Origin of the sequence: Marinobacter sp., from assembly GCF_033722195.1 — a bacterium.
GTDB lineage: Bacteria > Pseudomonadota > Gammaproteobacteria > Pseudomonadales > Oleiphilaceae > Marinobacter.
Map to the genome: position 1 here is coordinate 34,323 of NZ_JAWVZL010000017.1, position 16,828 is coordinate 51,150.

Annotated in this window: 13 protein-coding genes; 5 read left to right on the top strand and 8 right to left on the bottom strand. The window is 65.7% G+C overall.

Annotated features, from left to right (window positions below; genetic code table 11):
* Positions 1-138 precede the first annotated feature (138 nt).
* From R3280_RS05255 to astE, 4 genes are read left to right on the top strand one after another with little or no spacing between them, the layout of a single operon-like run.
* Positions 139-894: a transporter substrate-binding domain-containing protein gene (locus tag R3280_RS05255; RefSeq protein ID WP_318997529.1), complete on the top strand. Its 756-nt coding sequence runs from the start codon at positions 139-141 to the stop codon at positions 892-894.
* Between the two features lie 57 nt (positions 895-951).
* Positions 952-1,656, top strand: a complete 705-nt coding sequence (locus R3280_RS05260) for an ABC transporter permease (RefSeq protein ID WP_318997530.1) — start codon at positions 952-954, stop codon at positions 1,654-1,656.
* Between the two features lie 3 nt (positions 1,657-1,659).
* The gene (locus R3280_RS05265; RefSeq protein WP_318997531.1) at positions 1,660-2,382 is read left to right on the top strand and encodes an ABC transporter permease; all 723 of its coding nucleotides are present in this window, start codon (positions 1,660-1,662) and stop codon (positions 2,380-2,382) included.
* Between the two features lie 12 nt (positions 2,383-2,394).
* Positions 2,395-3,423: a succinylglutamate desuccinylase gene (gene astE / locus R3280_RS05270; RefSeq protein WP_318997532.1), complete on the top strand. Its 1,029-nt coding sequence runs from the start codon at positions 2,395-2,397 to the stop codon at positions 3,421-3,423.
* A gap of 6 nt (positions 3,424-3,429) precedes the next feature.
* On the opposite strand, the gene R3280_RS05275 is transcribed toward astE, so the two are convergent.
* Together R3280_RS05275 and R3280_RS05280 are read right to left on the bottom strand one after the other, a co-directional pair.
* The gene (locus R3280_RS05275) at positions 3,430-6,471 is read right to left on the bottom strand and encodes an efflux RND transporter permease subunit (protein ID WP_318997533.1); all 3,042 of its coding nucleotides are present in this window, start codon (positions 6,469-6,471) and stop codon (positions 3,430-3,432) included.
* The gene (locus R3280_RS05280) at positions 6,468-7,568 is read right to left on the bottom strand and encodes an efflux RND transporter periplasmic adaptor subunit (protein ID WP_318997534.1); all 1,101 of its coding nucleotides are present in this window, start codon (positions 7,566-7,568) and stop codon (positions 6,468-6,470) included. Before R3280_RS05280 ends, R3280_RS05275 begins: the two co-directional genes overlap by 4 nt.
* A gap of 195 nt (positions 7,569-7,763) precedes the next feature.
* Here R3280_RS05280 and R3280_RS05285 point away from each other — a divergent pair, with 195 nt between their 5' ends.
* On the top strand, positions 7,764-8,405 hold the full coding sequence (locus R3280_RS05285) for a TetR/AcrR family transcriptional regulator (RefSeq protein WP_318997535.1): 642 nt from the start codon (positions 7,764-7,766) through the stop codon (positions 8,403-8,405).
* Between the two features lie 36 nt (positions 8,406-8,441).
* Here the strand turns inward: R3280_RS05285 and astB are convergent, their stop codons facing one another.
* The 6 genes from astB to R3280_RS05315 form a co-directional block, all read right to left on the bottom strand.
* Positions 8,442-9,785, bottom strand: coding sequence for an N-succinylarginine dihydrolase (astB, locus tag R3280_RS05290; protein ID WP_318997536.1), 1,344 nt, complete (start codon positions 9,783-9,785; stop codon positions 8,442-8,444).
* Between the two features lie 63 nt (positions 9,786-9,848).
* Positions 9,849-11,327: a succinylglutamate-semialdehyde dehydrogenase gene (gene astD / locus R3280_RS05295; protein ID WP_318997537.1), complete on the bottom strand. Its 1,479-nt coding sequence runs from the start codon at positions 11,325-11,327 to the stop codon at positions 9,849-9,851.
* Between the two features lie 23 nt (positions 11,328-11,350).
* Positions 11,351-12,442 carry an arginine N-succinyltransferase gene (astA, locus tag R3280_RS05300; RefSeq protein WP_318997538.1) on the bottom strand — a complete coding sequence of 364 codons (1,092 nt, stop codon included), beginning with the start codon at positions 12,440-12,442 and terminating at the stop codon, positions 11,351-11,353.
* A 70-nt stretch (positions 12,443-12,512) separates the two neighbouring features.
* Positions 12,513-13,526: an arginine N-succinyltransferase gene (locus R3280_RS05305; RefSeq protein ID WP_318997539.1), complete on the bottom strand. Its 1,014-nt coding sequence runs from the start codon at positions 13,524-13,526 to the stop codon at positions 12,513-12,515.
* A 91-nt stretch (positions 13,527-13,617) separates the two neighbouring features.
* Entirely contained in the window at positions 13,618-14,829 is a 1,212-nt protein-coding gene (locus tag R3280_RS05310) for an aspartate aminotransferase family protein (RefSeq protein WP_318997540.1), read from the bottom strand.
* 147 nt (positions 14,830-14,976) lie between these two features.
* Positions 14,977-16,428 (bottom strand): exonuclease domain-containing protein, encoded by a 1,452-nt coding sequence (locus tag R3280_RS05315; RefSeq protein ID WP_318997541.1) that lies wholly within the window; start codon positions 16,426-16,428, stop codon positions 14,977-14,979.
* Positions 16,429-16,828 lie beyond the last annotated feature (400 nt).

Below are 16,828 nucleotides of genomic sequence, written 5' to 3' on the forward strand. Positions count from 1 at the left end.
GCGACGGTCCGCGCCAGCAGTGCTATCTTGTTCGCAGGCCGGTGCGGGTGATCCCCGGCGCCGGCGCAGAGAATAAAACGCGGCCGGTATCAGCGGCCGGAATAAAGCCAACAGGCAAACCACTGGAGAAAGAGACGCATGAAAAAACTGATTGTTGCTGCCAGCTGTGCCCTGGCCCTGGTCGCCGGTACAGCCCAGGCCAAGGAATGGAATGAAATCCGCATCGCCTTCGACGTGCCCTACGAGCCCTTCGAGTACAAGACACCGGAAGGTGAGCTGACCGGCTTCGAAGTGGAACTGGCCGAAGCCATGTGCGAAGAGCTCAAGGCCGAGTGCACCTTCGTGATCCAGGCCTGGGACGGCATGATTCCCGGACTGCTGGCTCGCAAGTTCGACGCCATCATGTCCTCCATGTCCATCACCCCGGAGCGCGCCGAGCGGGTGCTCTTCTCCGAGCCCTACTACAACACCCCTGGCGCCTGGTTCGCCCGTGAGGACGTCAACGTGGATCCGACCGACATGAACGCCATGAAAGGCAAGATTGTTGGCGTCCAGCGCGGCACCACCATGGATGCCTACGTGACCGAGAACATGGGCGACATCGTTGAGATCAAGCGCTACACCACCGCCGACGACATGGTCCTGGACCTGGAAGGTGAGCGTCTGGACGCGGTCTTCGTGGACTATCCGGTGGGTGAGCAGACCATCCTGACCCGTGAAGGTTTCCAGCAGGTCGGTGAGCCGGTCAAGCTGGGCCAGGGTGTGGGTGTTGCCATGCGTCCCCGCGACGAGGACCTGGCTGAGAAGATCAACGCCGCTCTTGAGAAGCTCAAGAACGACGGCACCTACGACCGGATCATGAACAAGTACTTCTCCTACGACATCAAGATGTAAATCAAAGCAGCGGGCGCCGGGCAAGATCCGGCGCCCGCTGTCACCCTGGTATTACGCATGCTCGATCTCAAGGGTTACGGCCCGGCCCTTCTGGAAGGCGCGGCTGTCACCATCGAACTGGCTTTTCTGTCACTGGCGCTGGCACTGGTGCTGGGACTTCTGGGCGCTTCCGCCAAACTCTCCCACAACCGGGCGGCCAAGGGTGTGGCCACCACCTACACCACACTGATCCGGGGCGTTCCGGACCTGGTCATGATGCTGCTGTTCTACTACGGCGGCCAGGTGGCCGTGAACCAGATTTCCGACTACCTGTACGACCAGTACGAGGTGGACTTTTTCTTCCAGTTCAATCCGTTCATTGCCGGTGTCCTGACCATCGGCCTGATTTTCGGCGCCTATATGACCGAGACTTTCCGGGGCGCCTTCCTGGCTGTAGATTCCGGCCAGATCGAGGCGGCCCGCGCCTACGGCTTCACACGCTGGCACACCTTCCGCCGCATCATGATTCCCCAGATGCTGCGTCACGCCCTGCCCGGTATCGGCAATAACTGGCAGGTGCTGCTCAAGACCACGGCGCTGGTGTCCATCATCGGGCTCACCGACATGGTGCGGGTGGCCGAACAGGCCGCCAAGGCCGAGCGGGCCCCCTTCCTGTTCTTCATTCCGGTGGCGCTGGTCTACCTGGCCCTGACGGCCGGCTCCGAGCTGTTCATCAAGTGGCTGGACAAGCGGGCCAATGCCGGCGTGGTGCAGGGAGACTGATGTATGCCTGAATTCCTCGCCGACTGGCTCAACCAGAACGAGATCTTTACCGCCACCACCACGCTGCATTACTGGGATGGCCTGGTGACCACCGTGCAACTGGTCTTCCTGTCCCTGGTGCTGGGTCTGGTGGTGGCGGTTCCGCTGGCGGTGCTGCGCACTTCCCGCAACCGCTGGGTGTCGTCACCGGTGTGGGTCTACACCTACCTGTTCCGTGGCACGCCGCTGCTGATCCAGCTTTACGTGATCTACTACGGGGTCGCCCAGATTCCCGGCATCCAGGAAACCTTCTGGTGGGAAATCTTCAAGGAGCCCTTCTACCCGGCCCTGCTGGCTTTCACGCTCAACACCGCCGCCTACACCACCGAAATCATCCGCGGCGCGATCGTGGCCACCCCTGCCGGTGAAATCGAGGCCGCCAAGGCCTACGGCATGTCCTGGTTCCTGCGGATGCGGCGGATCATCCTGCCCAGCGCCGCGCGGCGGGCAGTGCAGGCCTACTCCAACGAGGTGATCTTCATGCTCCACGCCAGCGCCATCGCCAGCGTGGTGACCATTGTCGACCTGACCGGTGCGGCCCGCGACATCTACTCCCGGTTCTACGCCCCGTTTGATGCCTTTATCGCCGTGGCCCTGATCTACATGGCGCTGACTTTCGCCCTGGTATTCGTGTTCCGTAAGCTGGAGCAGCGTCTGCTCCGCCACCTCAAGCCCGCCAACGGCTGATGGGAGGCCCTGATGACGGCACGTCGGCAGCTCTTTGACGACTTTCCCGGCTGGCTCAGCCACACCCTGGCGCATCCTGACACCGCGCCGGCGGGCCGCAGCGCGATCCTGCCCGACGGCAGCCGCATCGAGCTCACCGGTGCCGGCATCCTGCGCCTGGTGCCGGCCACGCCGGTGCTGGGGCGCCGCCTGATGGTGTCGGCCGGCGTCCATGGCAATGAGACCGCCCCCATCGAGGTGCTGGACCGCCTGGTGGATCAGCTGCTGGACGGGGACTGGGCGCCGGCCACCGAGACCCTGCTGATCCTGGGCAATCCGCCGGCCATGGTGGCCGGGCGGCGGTTCCTCGATCACAACCTGAACCGCCTGTTCAATGGCGCCCACCACCAGCCGGTCTATGCCGGAGCTCCGGAAGCGGCCCGCGCGGCGCTGCTGGAGCAGACCTGCGAGCTGTTCGCCCAGGGTGCCGAGGGACTGCTCCACTACGATCTGCACACTGCCATCCGGCCCTCGAAGCGGGAGAAGTTCGCGCTCTACCCCTACCTGCCCGGCCGCCAGGTACCCGCTGACCAGATCCGTTTCCTGGCCGCCTCCGATGTTCATACGCTGCTGCTGCAGCACAAGCAGGGCACCACCTTCTCAGCCTTCTCTGCCAGTCGTCTCGGCGCCGAGAGCATGACCATCGAGCTGGGCCGGGTGCAGCCCTTCGGCCAGAACGACCTGGGCCGGTTTGCCGGCATCGAGCACAGCCTGCGCCAGCTCATCGCCGGCCAGGATCCCGGTCAGGACGCCCGCGCCGATGCGGTGGTGGTGTTCGAGGTGGTGGAGGAGATCCTCAATACCGGGGAACACTTCCGCTTTCACATACCGGACGATGTGGCGAACTTCACCGAGTACGGCCCCGGCGAGCTGATCTGGGAAGACCGGCAGCAGCAATACCGGGTGGGCGACCAGCCCGAGGCCATCGTGTTCCCCAACCGGGACGTGCCGGTGGGCCACCGGGTCGGACTCCTGGTCCGGCAACGCCCTCCCCTCCACTGAGCCCGGTCAGGGATTACCGGTTGCCGCCGCCTCCGGCAGTGGTTGGGCTTGCGGTGGGCGAATCACCAGCCGGCAGATGGCCGGCACCACCAGCAGCGTCAGCACCGTGGAGGCCAGCAGCCCCGAGATGATGGCCCAGGCCATGGGCGGCCACAGGGTGGAGCTGGAGAAAGCCAATGGCAGCAGCCCCGCCACGGTGGTGGCAGTGGTCAGCAGGATGGGCCGGGTACGCTGCTCCACCGCTTTACGCACCGCGTCCACCACCGCCTCGCCCCGGGCCAGCTGGCGGTCCATCACATCCAGCAGCACGATGGCGTTGTTCACCACGATTCCCACCAGGGCAATCACCCCCAGCAGGGACTGGAAACCGAAAGGCGAGCCCGACAGCACCAGGCCGGGAATGATGCCCACGGTGGCCAGCGGCACCGTCAGCAGTACGATGCCCACCCGCCGGAAGGAGTTGAACTGCACCAGCAGGAAGAACAGCAACAGCAGGATGCCGATGGGTGCGGTGGTGAGAATGGCGCTGTTGGCGTCGCTTGAGCCCTCGGCGTCACCGCCGTATTCCATGCGGCTGCCCTCGGGCAGCGGCTGGTCCGCCAGGGTGCTCTCCAGACCACCCAGCACGTCGCTGAAACTGAAACCCGCCGCCAGGTTGGCACTGACGGTGTTGACCCGCGTGCCGTTGCGCAGATAGCGCGCCGCCGGCTGCCAGCTGGTCTCGGTGGTGGCCAGCGCCGACAGGGGAACGGCGTCGCCCCGGGCGTTGTAAATGTTGATGGACATCAGCCGTGACAGCGACAGGGCGGTGCCCTCACGGGACCTGAGTACCATCGGGATGGGGTCGTCTTCCTGGCGATACTGCTCCGCCACCACGCCGAAACTCTGGCCATAGAGGCTGCGGGCCACATCGGCCCGATTGACGCCATAGCGGGCGGCGACGGCATCGTCCACGTTGACGTCGATGCTGGGCACCCCCAGGTCGATGTCATGCCGCACATCCACGGCACCGGGGGTGCGGCGCAGCTCGCTGAACACCCGTTCGGTGATCTGGGCACGGATGTGGTCGTTGGGGTGGTACAGCCGCACTTCCACCGGCGCCGACCGGGGCGGACCCTGGCCCAGCACCGACACCGTCAGGTCCAGTTCCGGCAGATCCCGGGCGGCATAGTCCCGCACCCAGCGGATCAATGGCCCGGTGTCCGCCAGGGTCGGAGTCCCCACCACCAGGCGGGCCCGATTGGGGGCCTGGGGATAGCGCAGCAGGTTGTAGTAGAAACTGGGCCCGGTAAATCCGACAAAGCGGTGCACCAGCAGGGTCTCAGGCCTGCTGCGGAGGGCCCGCTCGAGGCTTTCCGCCACCTCCGCGGTGCGAGCCTGGTCGGTGCCCTCGGGCATGTACATCTCGACAATGACCTGGGGCCGGTCGGCATCGGGAAAGAACTGCAGTTTCATCCATGGCGTCAGCGCCAGGCTGCCCGCCACCATCACCAGGCTGACGATCACCAGGGTCCTGGGCGCCCGCGCCACCAGGCCTCCGAGCACACCCGCCAGACCGGCGATGCGGTCCCGGCCCGGGCTGGTTCGGGGTCTGAGAAAGCGGGCCGCCAGCAGGGGCACCACGGAAATGGCCAGCAGGTAACTGACCGACAGGGTCAGCATGATCATGACCGGGATACCCCGGGTAAAATCCGCAGTGCCACCCTTGGACAGCAGCAGCGGCGCGAAGGCCGCCAGCGTGGTGCCGGTGGAGGCGCCCAGCGGTCCCGCCAGTTCGCGGATGGCGGACGCCAGGGCCGCCAGCCGGGCCGCGCCCCGATCGAGCTGGGTCTGGATGTTCTCCACCACCACGATGGCGTTGTCGATCAGGATGCCCAGTGAAATCACCATGCCGATGACGGCAATCTGATGCAGCACGCCGCCGCCCAGATCGTAGAGCCCGATACTGATCATGGTCACCATGGGCAGGATGGACGCCACCAGTATGCCCATCCGCAGGCCCATGCCCAGGAACACCACCGCGATGATGATGGCGACGCTGGCCAGCAGGCTCCAGGCCAGGTTGTCGAGACGGTCGGAGACCTGGTCCGGCTGGAAGAACATTTCCTTGACGGTGAAGGGCGCCACCTCCGCCCGCAGGCTGGCCAGGCGCTCCCGCACCCGCTCGCCGAACCGGATGGCGTCGGTGCTGTCCTCGGACATCACCAGCGACACCAGCACCACCCGCTCACCATCGAACCAGGTTTCCGGCTGCCGCGGCTCGGCCGGCCCGCGCCAGACCTCGGCGGCGGAGGCCAACGGCACCTGGCTGCCGTCCGGCAGGTCGATGGGAGTGGCCCGGATGGCGTCCAGGCTGGTGAATTCGCTGTTGGGCAGGATCGACAGGCGGCGGCCCTCGGTCACCACGAAACCGCCGGCACTGGTCTGGTTGCGGCTGGCCAGGGTGTCCAGCACCGCTGCCGGCGAGACCCCCAGGCGATAAAGCGCGGCATCGTCCAGGGCCAGGGTGATCTGCTCGGTGACGTCACCTTCCAGCTCGACCCGGGACATGCCGGGCAGGTCCGAGAGCGCCTCCTTGACCTTCTCCGCCACGTCTGTCAGCACCACGGTGGAACTGGAGCCCCCGACCGCCAGCACAATGGCGGGGATGTCGATGATGCGGTCGTCCAGGGCCATCTGGCCCACGTCCCCTGGGAACTCCCGGCGCGCCCGCTCCATGGCCTGGCGCACCCGGTCCCAGGCGGCGTCGGTGTCGTAGATAGTGTCATACAGCCGCACCCGCACCAGGGCCACGCCGGTACGGGCGGTGCCGGCAGCCACGTCCACTTCCTCCACCTGCAGGAGTTCATCCGCCAGGGGGCGCAGCACCAGGCGTTCCACCGCATCGGCGCTGGCGCCGGGATACTGCACCGTCAGCAGGCCGGCGCGATGGGGGAAGGAGGGGTCTTCCTGTCGGGGCATGGTGTTGTAGGCGGCCAGGCCCAGCAGGCAGAGCATCACCACCACCATGCCCAGCAGCCGGCGACAACCCAGCAGGTAGCCGATCATGGCAGGATCTCCACCCGGTCACCGTCCGCCAGCCGGGTCAACCCGGCGTAGACCACCTGGTCACCGGCGCTGAGCTGATCGGACGCCACCACCACCTGCTCGCCGATGATACGCTGCACCGTCACCGGCACCCGCCGGGCGGCGTCATCACGTACCCGGAACACACTGTTGCCATCGCTGGCGCGCATCACCGCCAGCACCGGTACCGTAAGCTGGCCGTTGATGCTGGGGGTCACACCCACTTCCACCGGCTCTCCCACTCCCAAGCCGGGCGCATCCGCCGGCAGCGCTACCAGCACCGGCTGCAGTTGGCCGCGCTCGGCGCCGGCCTGGGCCACTTCGATGACCCTGCCGGACACTGGCGCCAACTGGCGATCCTGCACCGGCCACACCGGTACCTGCTGGTCTACCTGCAACTGGTCGAGCAGGTAGGCCGGCATCCGGATCTCCACTTCCCGGGTATCCGGCTCCGCCAGCTTCACCACCGGCTGGCCGGGAGCCACGAATTCCTCCTGCTCCACCATCAACGCCACCACCCGGCCATCGAAAGGCGCCGTCAGCACGCTTTCCGCCAGCATCTGCTCAGCCTCCGCCAGGGCCGCGCGGGCCGTGGCCACGCTGGCCTTGAGACCATCCCTGCGGGCAGTAATCTGCTCCAGGGCCTGTTCTGAGACCACGCCCCGCTCCCGCAACTGACTGGAGCGCTGCCACTCCCGCTCGGCCTGCTCCAGTTGGGTACCCAGCTCCTGGAGCCGGGCCCCCGCTGAGGCCCGCGCCGGCTCCAGGCCCGGATTGTAGAGCCGGGCCAGTACATCGCCGGCCTCCACCCGCTGCCCCAGCTCAACCCGGCGCTCCTTCAGGTTGCCGCTGACCTGGAAAGTCAGGGTGGCGCGCTGGCTGGCCTGGACGATGCCCGCGAATCGAAGGGTAGGCGCCGCCCCCTCGCTGTTGGCGACGGTTGCAACCCGCACCGTCACCGGCTCCGCTTCGGCAGTCCGGGCGGGGTCATGACCGCGGCACCCAGTGACAATCATGAGCAGGGCAGGCACGAGCAGGGCAAGGTGCCACAGTCTGGCGAGGCGGAGAGCAGGTTTCATGACGGAACTCCTGGGCCAGACGGATCGCAATGGCGACCCTGCCTGGCGTGATCGATTCGGCGTTCCAGACATGATGTCATTCTTTGACAATTTGTCAACGGATCCGTTTTGTGGTTTCCTAACAGGGTGCAAAAAAGCTACGCCAGAATGACATCCACCAGCGCACGACCGATCGGCAGGAGTTCCGGCCCACGAATGGCAAATCAACTGAAATCAAGGCGGGAGCAGGAAAAGCAGGCCCGCTACGACAGCATCCTGGACGCGGCGGAAACCGTGTTTGCGGACAAGGGCTACGAGCGCACCTCGATGGACGACATCGCGCGGGCCGCCAGCCTGAGCCGGGCCCTGCTCTATGTCTACTTCAAGGACAAGGCCGCCATCCAGCGCGGCATCATGTTGCGGGCGGGGGAAAGCCTGCGGCAGCGTTTCCAGGCCGCCTGTGATTCGGCAGACACCGGCCTGGCCAGGATCAGCGCCATCGGCCATGCCTACTACCGCTTCTACCTGGAACAGCCCGACTACTTCCATGCCCTGACCCAGGCCACCACCGCCATGCAGGAGGCCGACCAGAACCAGGCCGAACAGATGTCCAGCTGCGAGTCCGCCACCATGGAGCTGATGGTGGCCGCCATCGAGACCGGGCTTGCCGACGGCTCGCTGAACCGCGAGCGCATCCGGTCCCCCCTCAATACCGCCCTTTACCTGAGGGGCTCCCTGCACGGCGTGATCATGCTGTGCCAGCAGGAGATGAATGACGCCGGCCCTCTGGCCAATTACCCCAGGGATGACCTCATCGAACACACCATGGTGATGCTGATGAGTTCCATCACCGCCTGATACCGGACCCTGCCCCGTCGGGCGGGGTGTAATGCGCTAGCGCTGGAAGTCGTAGATCGAACCCAGGCCCAGAATACCGCTGAGCTCGTCCAGGGCGTGGCGGCTCTCGTCCAGCAACATGGGGTCGGCCAGGTCGTCCTGACTGAGCTCATGGCGGTAATGCCCTTCCACCCAGATGGTCAGGCGCTCATAGAGCTGGTCCGTCAGCAGAACGCCCGCGTGCATGGCGGCCAGTTCCTGGTGGGTCAATGCCACCCGCAGGCGCAGGCAGGCCGGGCCGCCGCCATTGCGCATGGACTGCTTGACGTCGAACACCTCCACCGCCCGGATCGGGCCACCGGAGGCCACCAGGGCATCGAGGTAGGCGCTCACCGAGCGGATTTCCCGGCACTCCCCCGGCACCGCCAGCATCATGCCGCCGTCCGGCAGGTTCAGCAGCTGGCTGTTGAACAGGTAGGAGGCCACCGCATCCTCCAGCGGCACGTCCGCCTCAGCCACCCGGATGGGTACCAGCTCGGTGCCCTCGAGCCGGGCCCGGATCTCTGCCAGCACCCGGTCCTCGTCCAGGAACGCCAGCTGGTGATAAAACAGCACGTTGCCGTTCCCCACCGCGATGACGTCGTTGTGGAAGACGCCGGCATCGATGGCATTGGGATTCTGCTGGGCAAACACCGCGTGGCGGTCACTGAGACCATGCAGTCTGGCGATGGCCTGGGACGCCTCAAGGGTCTGCCTGGCCGGATACCGCACCGGCGCCGGCGCGGTTTCATCAAAGGCCGCCTGGCCGTAGACAAACAGTTCCACACCCGGGTCGCCGTAACCGGCACACAGCCGGGTATGGTTGGCGGCGCCCTCATCGCCAAACTGGCTCACTGACGGCAGCGCCGGATGATGGGCAAAGAAGGCCTCGTCCGCGAAGATGGACCGCAGTGCCCGGCCGGTCTCCACATGCTCGATGGAGCGGTGGAACTTGGCGCTGAGGTTGGCCGGGGTGAAGTGGACCCGATGGTCGGCGGTGTCGGCGCTGGGGGACACGGTGGCGGCGTTGGCGGTCCACATGCAGGACGCCGAGGCTGCCGCCGCCAGGATCACCGGGTTGGCCCTGGCCGCGGCCCGCAGCACATCGGCGTCGCTGCCGCTGAAACCCAGGCGTCGCAGGGTGGGAATGTGAGGCCGCTCCTGGGGTGGCAGTATGCCCTGGACATAGCCCCGGTCCGCCAGCCGCTTCATTTTCTGCAGCCCCTGCAGCGCCGCTTCACGGGGATTGGACACCGCGTGAACGTTGGATTTCGACGCCACGTTGCCCCAGGACAGGCCGGCGTAATTGTGGGTGGGCCCCACCAGACCGTCGAAATTCGCTTCTATTGCCTTGCTTGCCATGATGCATCCTGATTAGCGCAAGAGGGTCTGCCATCGGCCCCGGGGGTCCGATGGCAGCCGCGGTCAATCGAAAGACAGCCCCGGTGCCAGCGTATCCGGCAGTTCACTGCGGTCCGCCTCCAGGGAAGCCATGGGCCAGGCGCAATAGTCGGCGGCGTAGTAGGCGCTGGGCCGGTGATTGCCACTGGCACCGACCCCGCCAAAGGGCGCGGCGCTGCTGGCGCCGGTCAGCGGCCGGTTCCAGTTGACGATGCCGGCCCGGACCTCTTCCACCAGCCGCTCGTAAAGCTTGCGGTCACGGCTGAGGATGCCGGCGGAAAGACCGTAGCGGGTGTCGTTGGCCAGCTCCAGGGCCTGGTCGAAGTCATCGTAGCGGTAAACCTTCAGCAGCGGCCCGAAATATTCCTCGTCCCGGGTCTCGATGTCGGTGACATCCAGAATACCGGGGCTGAGCAGGGGTGTGTCCGCTTCCAGCCGGGTCATCTCCAGCAGTTGATTGGCGCCGGCACGGACCAGTTCTTCCTGCACCTCCAGTAGGCGGTCGGCAGCGGCTACCGAAATCACCGACCCCATGAACGGCTGGGGCTCGGCGTCGAAACGCCCTACCCTGATGTTGCCGGCCACTTCCACCAGGCGCGCCAGGAACTTGTCCCCCACCTTGCCGCGGGGAACCAGAAGCCTGCGGGCACAGGTGCAGCGCTGACCGGCGGACATGAACGCCGACTGGATGGTGTGGTGAACCGCGCCGTCCAGGTCTGACACGTCCTGCACGATCAAGGGGTTGTTGCCGCCCATCTCCAGGGCCAGGATCTTTTCCGGCTGGCCAGCGAACTGCTTGTGCAGGTGATGGCCCACGGTGGGGCTGCCGGTGAAGAACAGACCGTCGATCATCGGATGTTCCGAAAGGGCCACACCGGTATCCCGGGCACCCTGGATCAGGTTGATGACGCCACCGGGCAGGCCGGCGCGCTCCCACAGCCTGACCGTCAGCTCGGCCACGCCGGGGGTCAGCTCACTGGGTTTGAACACCACGGTGTTGCCCGCCAGCAGCGCCGGCACGATGTGTCCGTTGGGCAGGTGGCCAGGGAAATTGTAGGGGCCGAACACCGCTACCACGCCATGGGGCCGGTGCCTGAGCACGGCGCGCCCGGCTGCATTGTCGGTTTCAGAAGAGCCGGTACGATCCTCGTAGGCCTGCACGGAAATACCGATCTTGCCAGTCATGGCGGCCACCTCAGTGCGGGATTCCCACAGCGGCTTGCCGGTCTCCAGGCCGATCTGCCTGGCCAGGGCTTCCTTGTGCTCCTCCAGCTGGCGGCCAAAGGCCTCGATGATCTCCCGGCGCTCCGCCAGGGATCGCCGGCGCCAGGCCGGAAACGCCTTGCGGGCGGCCCTGACGGCGGCATCCACGTCGTCGATGCCGGCGGCCTCGCCCTGCCAGATGATGTCGCCGCTGACCGGCTGGTCGGACTCGATCAGCGGTCCCTGGCCCTCCAGCCAGAGTCCGTCAATCCAGAGATCGCCGCTCAATGTCAGTTCCATACCCTCTCCTCCCGGGCCCGCCGCTATGGCTGGCGAGCCGCTGTAGACCGTTGATATACCGAATGTATCGGGGAATGACCACCGTCTTTCAAGGGCGCCAGGCGAACCAGATCGCCGGACTCCACCTTCAGCACCTCCGCCACCTCCGGCGGCAGACTGACGGTGTCCACGTTCACGCACTGGATCGGCAGGGTGGTCACCCTGAAATCCCGGAACGAACGATTGGAGACCATAACCCGCTGCTCCGCCGGCACGTCCAGATCCATCGGCTTCCGGCTGATCAGGACATGGCGGTTCAGGCTCTCCCGCACCGTCCGTATGTTGTGGATGAAGGCCTCCACCAGGGGACCGCCATCAAAAATGTCCACCAGGCCGTTGAAGTTGAAACCCTCGGCCTGCAGCATGCGTAGCGCCGGCTCGGTATTGGCGTGAACCCGGCCCACCACGGCGCGGGCGCTCTCCGGCAGCAGCGGCAGATAGATGGGAAACTTCGGCATCAGCTCGGCAATGAAGGACTTGTTGCCCACCCCGGAGAGGTAGTCGGCCTTGCTGAACTCCATGTCGAAGAAGCGCTTGCCCAGGGCTTCCCAGAGCGGGCTGACCCCGTCGGCGTCGGACACCCCGCGCATCTCGGCAAAGATCTTGTCGGAGAAATGCCGTCGGAAATCGTCCAGGAACATGAACCGGCAGCGGGACAGCAACAGGCCGTTGCCGCCTTTCCGATGGGTGTCCGAGAGCAGCAGTGAACAGATCTCGGTAGTGTCGGTCATGTCGTTGGTGAGGTGCAGTGTCGGGGTCCTGACATACACACCCAGTTCCCGGGAGGCGTTCACCGTAGTGCTCAGGCGATAGTTCCAGAACACCTCCTCCCGCCCAACCCGGGCCTCGATGCCGCTGATACCGACACAGCGGGCCCGGGCGGTATCTTCCAGCGCGAACAGGTAGAGCCCCGCCTCCGGGGCGCTGCGCTGGCTGAAGGTGTCCCGGGCGCGCTGGATCTTGCGGCTGAGCAGGTCGTGATTGGCCGGCAGCGAGGTCAGGCCCTTGCCGGCACTCTCGGCCATGGCGTACAGGTCGCCCAGATCCTCCTCATGCAGCGGTCGGATCACCAGCATGCGTGCGCTCCTCCTGCAGCCGTCGGCGGGGCCGGCAGCCGCTTGATGAATTGGCCGGTCTGCATCACCCTCATAGCGGTGCCACCAGAATCGGTTGTCCGGCTTGCCAGCCCGGTAGCTTCTCCACATCGGCCGGCATCACGGCGGTGCCGTCCAGGTGCTCCGCCAGTGGCGACAGCACGGCCCGAAAAGCGTCCCCGGTGCCGGTGGCCACCAGATACCGGGGAGCGTCCCCGACCTCCCCCGGTACCGCTTCCAGACGCTGGCTGGTGACCACCGTCTTGAGGCTGTCGGTGCGGGCCTGCAGGACCGGGCCACCGTCGAAGATATCGATGTAGTTGCCACTCTGGAAACCCTCCCGCTCCAGCAGCGCCACGGTCTTGTGGGCCAGCGCGTGGGGCTGGCGGATGGCGGCCTGGGCGGCGTCGGTAAGCAGGGTCACGTAAATGGGATTGGGCGGCATCAACTCGGCGATGAAGGTCTTGCTGAGTTCACTGGAGTGCTGGTCGGCGGTGGCAAAATCCATGTTGAAGAAATGCCGTCCCAGGCTGTCCCAGAAAGGCACCTGGCCCTGGTCGTCCTGCACCCCCTGAATCTCCACCACGAGGCGGTCGGCAAAGCGCTCCCGGTGCTGGGCGATGAACAGCAGCCGGGAGCGCGACAGCAGGTCGAAAGCCTCGGTTTCCCGCAGCTCCCGGTCGATGGTGAACGAGCACAGCAGGCTGTTGTCGGTGAGCGCGTGGGAGGGGTAGAGCACGTCCACCCGGCTGGACACCCCCAGCTCATGGGAGGCGTGAATCAGGGCATCCTGGCGGTAGTTGTAGAAAGGCTGGCCACAGCCGGCGCGGGCGTCGATGCCGGCGGTACCACGGATGCGGCCACTGGCCAGGTCCTCCAGCACGAACAGGAAGCGTTCCTCACCATGCGTTCCGGCGGCGCCCTGAAACGAGCGCAGGGACTGGTCGAGCTTGTCGGCAAGTTTGTCCTCCGCCTGCGGCAGGGTCGAGACCCGGGCGGCCTGGCTGGCGGCCAGGCTCTGGATCTCGGCAAGGTCATCCGGTCTGGCGGGTCGTACCACCCACATGCAGTCTGCTCCTTGCGGTAATGGCCCGGACGGCCCATCGTGGCAGGCCGTCCGGTGGTGAAGGTCAGGCGTCTTGTCTTTGCTGCGGGTCCTAGCTGCAGACCTTGGCGACGGCGCGCTCGAACCGCAGCAGGGCCTCGTCGATGTCGTGCTCGGGAATGATCAGCGACGGCGCCAGGCGCACCACGTTGGCGCCGGCCACCAGCACCATCACACCCTCATCGATGCCAGCCGCCAGGAAGTCCTTGGCCCGGCCGGCCCAGGCTTCGGTCAGCACGCAACCCAGCAGCAGGCCGTGGCCACGCACCTCACTGAACACACCGTAGCGCTTGCCGATGGCCATCATGCCTTCCCTCAGGCGCTCGGCGCGGGCCTTGACGCCCTTGAGAATGTCCGGCTGGCTGACGGTGTCGATCACCTTCTGGGCCACGGCGCAGGCCAGCGGGTTGCCGCCGTAGGTGCTGCCGTGAGTGCCCACACCCAGGCTGGCAGCGATCTTGGCGGTGGTCAGCATGGCGCCCACCGGGAAGCCGCCACCCAGGGACTTGGCGGTGGACAGCACGTCCGGCGTCACGCCGTACATCTGGTAGGCGTACAGATGCCCGGTACGGCCAACGCCGCTCTGGACCTCATCGAACACCAGCAGGGCGTTGTGCTTGCTGCAGAGGGCTCGCAGGCCTTTGAGGAACTCGGGGTCACCGGGCATGATGCCGCCCTCACCCTGGATCGGCTCCACCACGATGGCACAGGTCTTGTCGGAGACCAGGGCCTCCACTGACGCCAGGTCGTTGAAGTCGGCGTGATGGATGCCGCCCGGAGCCGGCTCAAAACCCTCGAGGTACTTGGGCTGGCCGCCGACGCTGACCGTGAAGAGGGTGCGGCCATGAAAGCTGTTGCGGAATGCAATGATCTCGTTCTTCTCCGGCCCGTAGTGCTCCCAGGCATATCGGCGGGCAAGCTTGAAGGCGGCCTCGTTGGCCTCGGCTCCGGAGTTGGCGAAGAATACGCGCTCGGCGAAGGTCAGCTCGCACAGGGTCCGGGCCAGCCTCAGCGCCGGCTCGTTGGTGAGCACGTTGGACAGATGCCAGAGCTTGCCGGCCTGTTCGGTCAGGGCGCTGACCAGACCAGGGTGAGCATGGCCCAGGGAGGTGACCGCAATACCGCCCGCCAGATCCACGAATTCACGGCCCTGCTGGTCCCATACCCGGGAGCCCTCACCACGCACGGGAATCACCGCACCGGGGGCGTAGTTGGGGACCATGACGTCGTCAAAAAGGGCGCGCTCGACGGGCTGTCTGTTCATTCCTTCCTCTCTGAAGCTTGCGGGTTACCGGTAACGCCTGCCGGCGTTAAGAATAAATAACGTTACCTACAGTCTAGCCGGCCAGGACGGGAATGGGTATGCGGGATGTACGGACGCAGCTGCGCACCGGGGGCCGGCCCGGCGGGCTCATGGCATCAGCACCTCCGGCTGGGCCAATGCCGGCAGCCGGATGAGACGGTGCCGGCCGCCATCCAGACCCAGCAGGGCCTTGGCCACCAGCTTGTAGGAGTCCAGGTCGAAGGTGACCCGGGTATTGGCCAGGGCCAGGTTATCCAGTTCGGTCTCATCGTTGACGGTGGCCACGTGCATCCAGTTGTAGATCACCAGGATCTCCCGGCGTCCACTGCGCGGGTCCTGTTCCACCACTCCGACCGGGCCGTCCCAGGGCCAGGTTTTCAGCCGCAGACCATGAAAGGCGATCTGCGCCCGCAGGTTATAGCGCACGACATCCTCGCCCCCCTCGCATGCGCCCCTGCAGCGTCCCAGCGCCCGCTGGAAGCAGGGGCCCTGGCGAGCCGGCTCCAGCCCCAGAAGCTGATTGCAGAGGTCGTTCTTCTGGGCAATGCCGCTGAGGGCCCGCTCGGCGTCTTTCTTGCTGCGGAACAGACCGTAGTAGTCCCCCAGGCGATGGGGCTCGATCTCCCAGGCCAGGCGGGCCTGCAGATAACCCTCCTCGTTAGGCACCAGCTCGATGCTTACCAGGGTCTTGGCGGCCCTTGAGCGCCGATTGAACAGCGGGCTCAGGCGCTTGATCTGCTTCAGCTCCAGCAGCAGCGCCCCCAGTTCGCCGGCGGTCTCGGTCCATTCCACCCGCCGCAGGCTCTCGGAGATGCGCACACCGCGGCTGGTGTTGTGATCCCCGGAAAAATGCGAGGCCACCCGCTGGGCAATGTTGGTGCTCTTGCCCACGTACAGTAGCACGTCGTTCTCGCCGTAGAAGCGGTAGACGCCCGGGCCGCGCGGTAATTCGTCGAGCACATCCGCCGCCAGGTGGGAAGGCACGCTGGGGCGCTTGAGCAGGCCCGCCAGGGCGGTGCTGAACCTGACCCGGCCCTTGTCCTGCAGGGCGTGGGTAAAGAACTCGAACATGGCCGCCACATCCCCCATGGCCCGGTGGCGCTGGACCTCTGCCAGACCATGGCGGGCAATGATGGCATCCATGTTGTGGCGCCGATATTCCGGATAGAGCAGCCGGGAGAGCTTCACCGTGCAGAGTACGGGCGCGGAGAAGGCCTGCCCCAGACGCCGGAACTCGGATTTGACGAAGCCGTAGTCGAAGCGGGCGTTATGGGCCACAAAGACCGTGTCCTGCAGCTGTGCCCGCAGCTCGTCGGCCACCTGCTCGAAGGTGGGCGCCTCCGCCACCATGGCGTTGCTGATACCCGTGAGGCGCTCGATGAAGGATGAGATCCGGGTCTGGGGATTGACCAGGGTCTGCCAGTCCCCGATGACCTGGCCGGCACGCCAGAACCGGATACCGATTTCGGTGATCCGGTCGGAGCCGGCGCTGCCCCCGGTGGTCTCCAGATCGAGAAAGGCAAAGGTTGTGTCATCAAGCAAGGGAATGGTCTCGGTCATGGCCAGATTTACTGCTGGAGGCGGTACTCGGATCGCCTACGGGCGGGCATTTTTGTCCCTGCAATCGCCTGTTGGAGGCGATCTGATTAGACGATGGTCTAAATTTTATTCAGTTCCATTTGCTCTGTCACAGGTTTGTCACTACGTTGAAATAGATCCAACAATACGTATTCGTGAGGATGCGATTGGCTATCAACAACAATAATGCTTCTGGAGACAATAAAAGATGAAAAGCAAGACGCTGACACTCGCCATTCGAGCAACCACTTCCGCACTGGCTCTGACCCTGGCCAGCCAGGCCGGCGCCGTCGAGCTGTTCCCCAAGAGCCCCGGCGATCCTGCCGGCTACAGTGCCAGCATTTACGGCTATGCCCGTTTTGGCGCTTCCTACGACATTGAC

Coding starts and splice junctions, on each gene's coding strand:
- R3280_RS05255 (WP_318997529.1), top strand. CDS start 139: ATGAAAAAACTGATTGTTGCTGCCAGCTGTGCCCTGGCCCTGGTCGCC.
- R3280_RS05260 (WP_318997530.1), top strand. CDS start 952: ATGCTCGATCTCAAGGGTTACGGCCCGGCCCTTCTGGAAGGCGCGGCT.
- R3280_RS05265 (WP_318997531.1), top strand. CDS start 1,660: ATGCCTGAATTCCTCGCCGACTGGCTCAACCAGAACGAGATCTTTACC.
- astE (WP_318997532.1), top strand. CDS start 2,395: ATGACGGCACGTCGGCAGCTCTTTGACGACTTTCCCGGCTGGCTCAGC.
- R3280_RS05275 (WP_318997533.1), bottom strand. CDS start 6,471: ATGATCGGCTACCTGCTGGGTTGTCGCCGGCTGCTGGGCATGGTGGTG.
- R3280_RS05280 (WP_318997534.1), bottom strand. CDS start 7,568: ATGAAACCTGCTCTCCGCCTCGCCAGACTGTGGCACCTTGCCCTGCTC.
- R3280_RS05285 (WP_318997535.1), top strand. CDS start 7,764: ATGGCAAATCAACTGAAATCAAGGCGGGAGCAGGAAAAGCAGGCCCGC.
- astB (WP_318997536.1), bottom strand. CDS start 9,785: ATGGCAAGCAAGGCAATAGAAGCGAATTTCGACGGTCTGGTGGGGCCC.
- astD (WP_318997537.1), bottom strand. CDS start 11,327: ATGGAACTGACATTGAGCGGCGATCTCTGGATTGACGGACTCTGGCTG.
- astA (WP_318997538.1), bottom strand. CDS start 12,442: ATGCTGGTGATCCGACCGCTGCATGAGGAGGATCTGGGCGACCTGTAC.
- R3280_RS05305 (WP_318997539.1), bottom strand. CDS start 13,526: ATGTGGGTGGTACGACCCGCCAGACCGGATGACCTTGCCGAGATCCAG.
- R3280_RS05310 (WP_318997540.1), bottom strand. CDS start 14,829: ATGAACAGACAGCCCGTCGAGCGCGCCCTTTTTGACGACGTCATGGTC.
- R3280_RS05315 (WP_318997541.1), bottom strand. CDS start 16,428: ATGACCGAGACCATTCCCTTGCTTGATGACACAACCTTTGCCTTTCTC.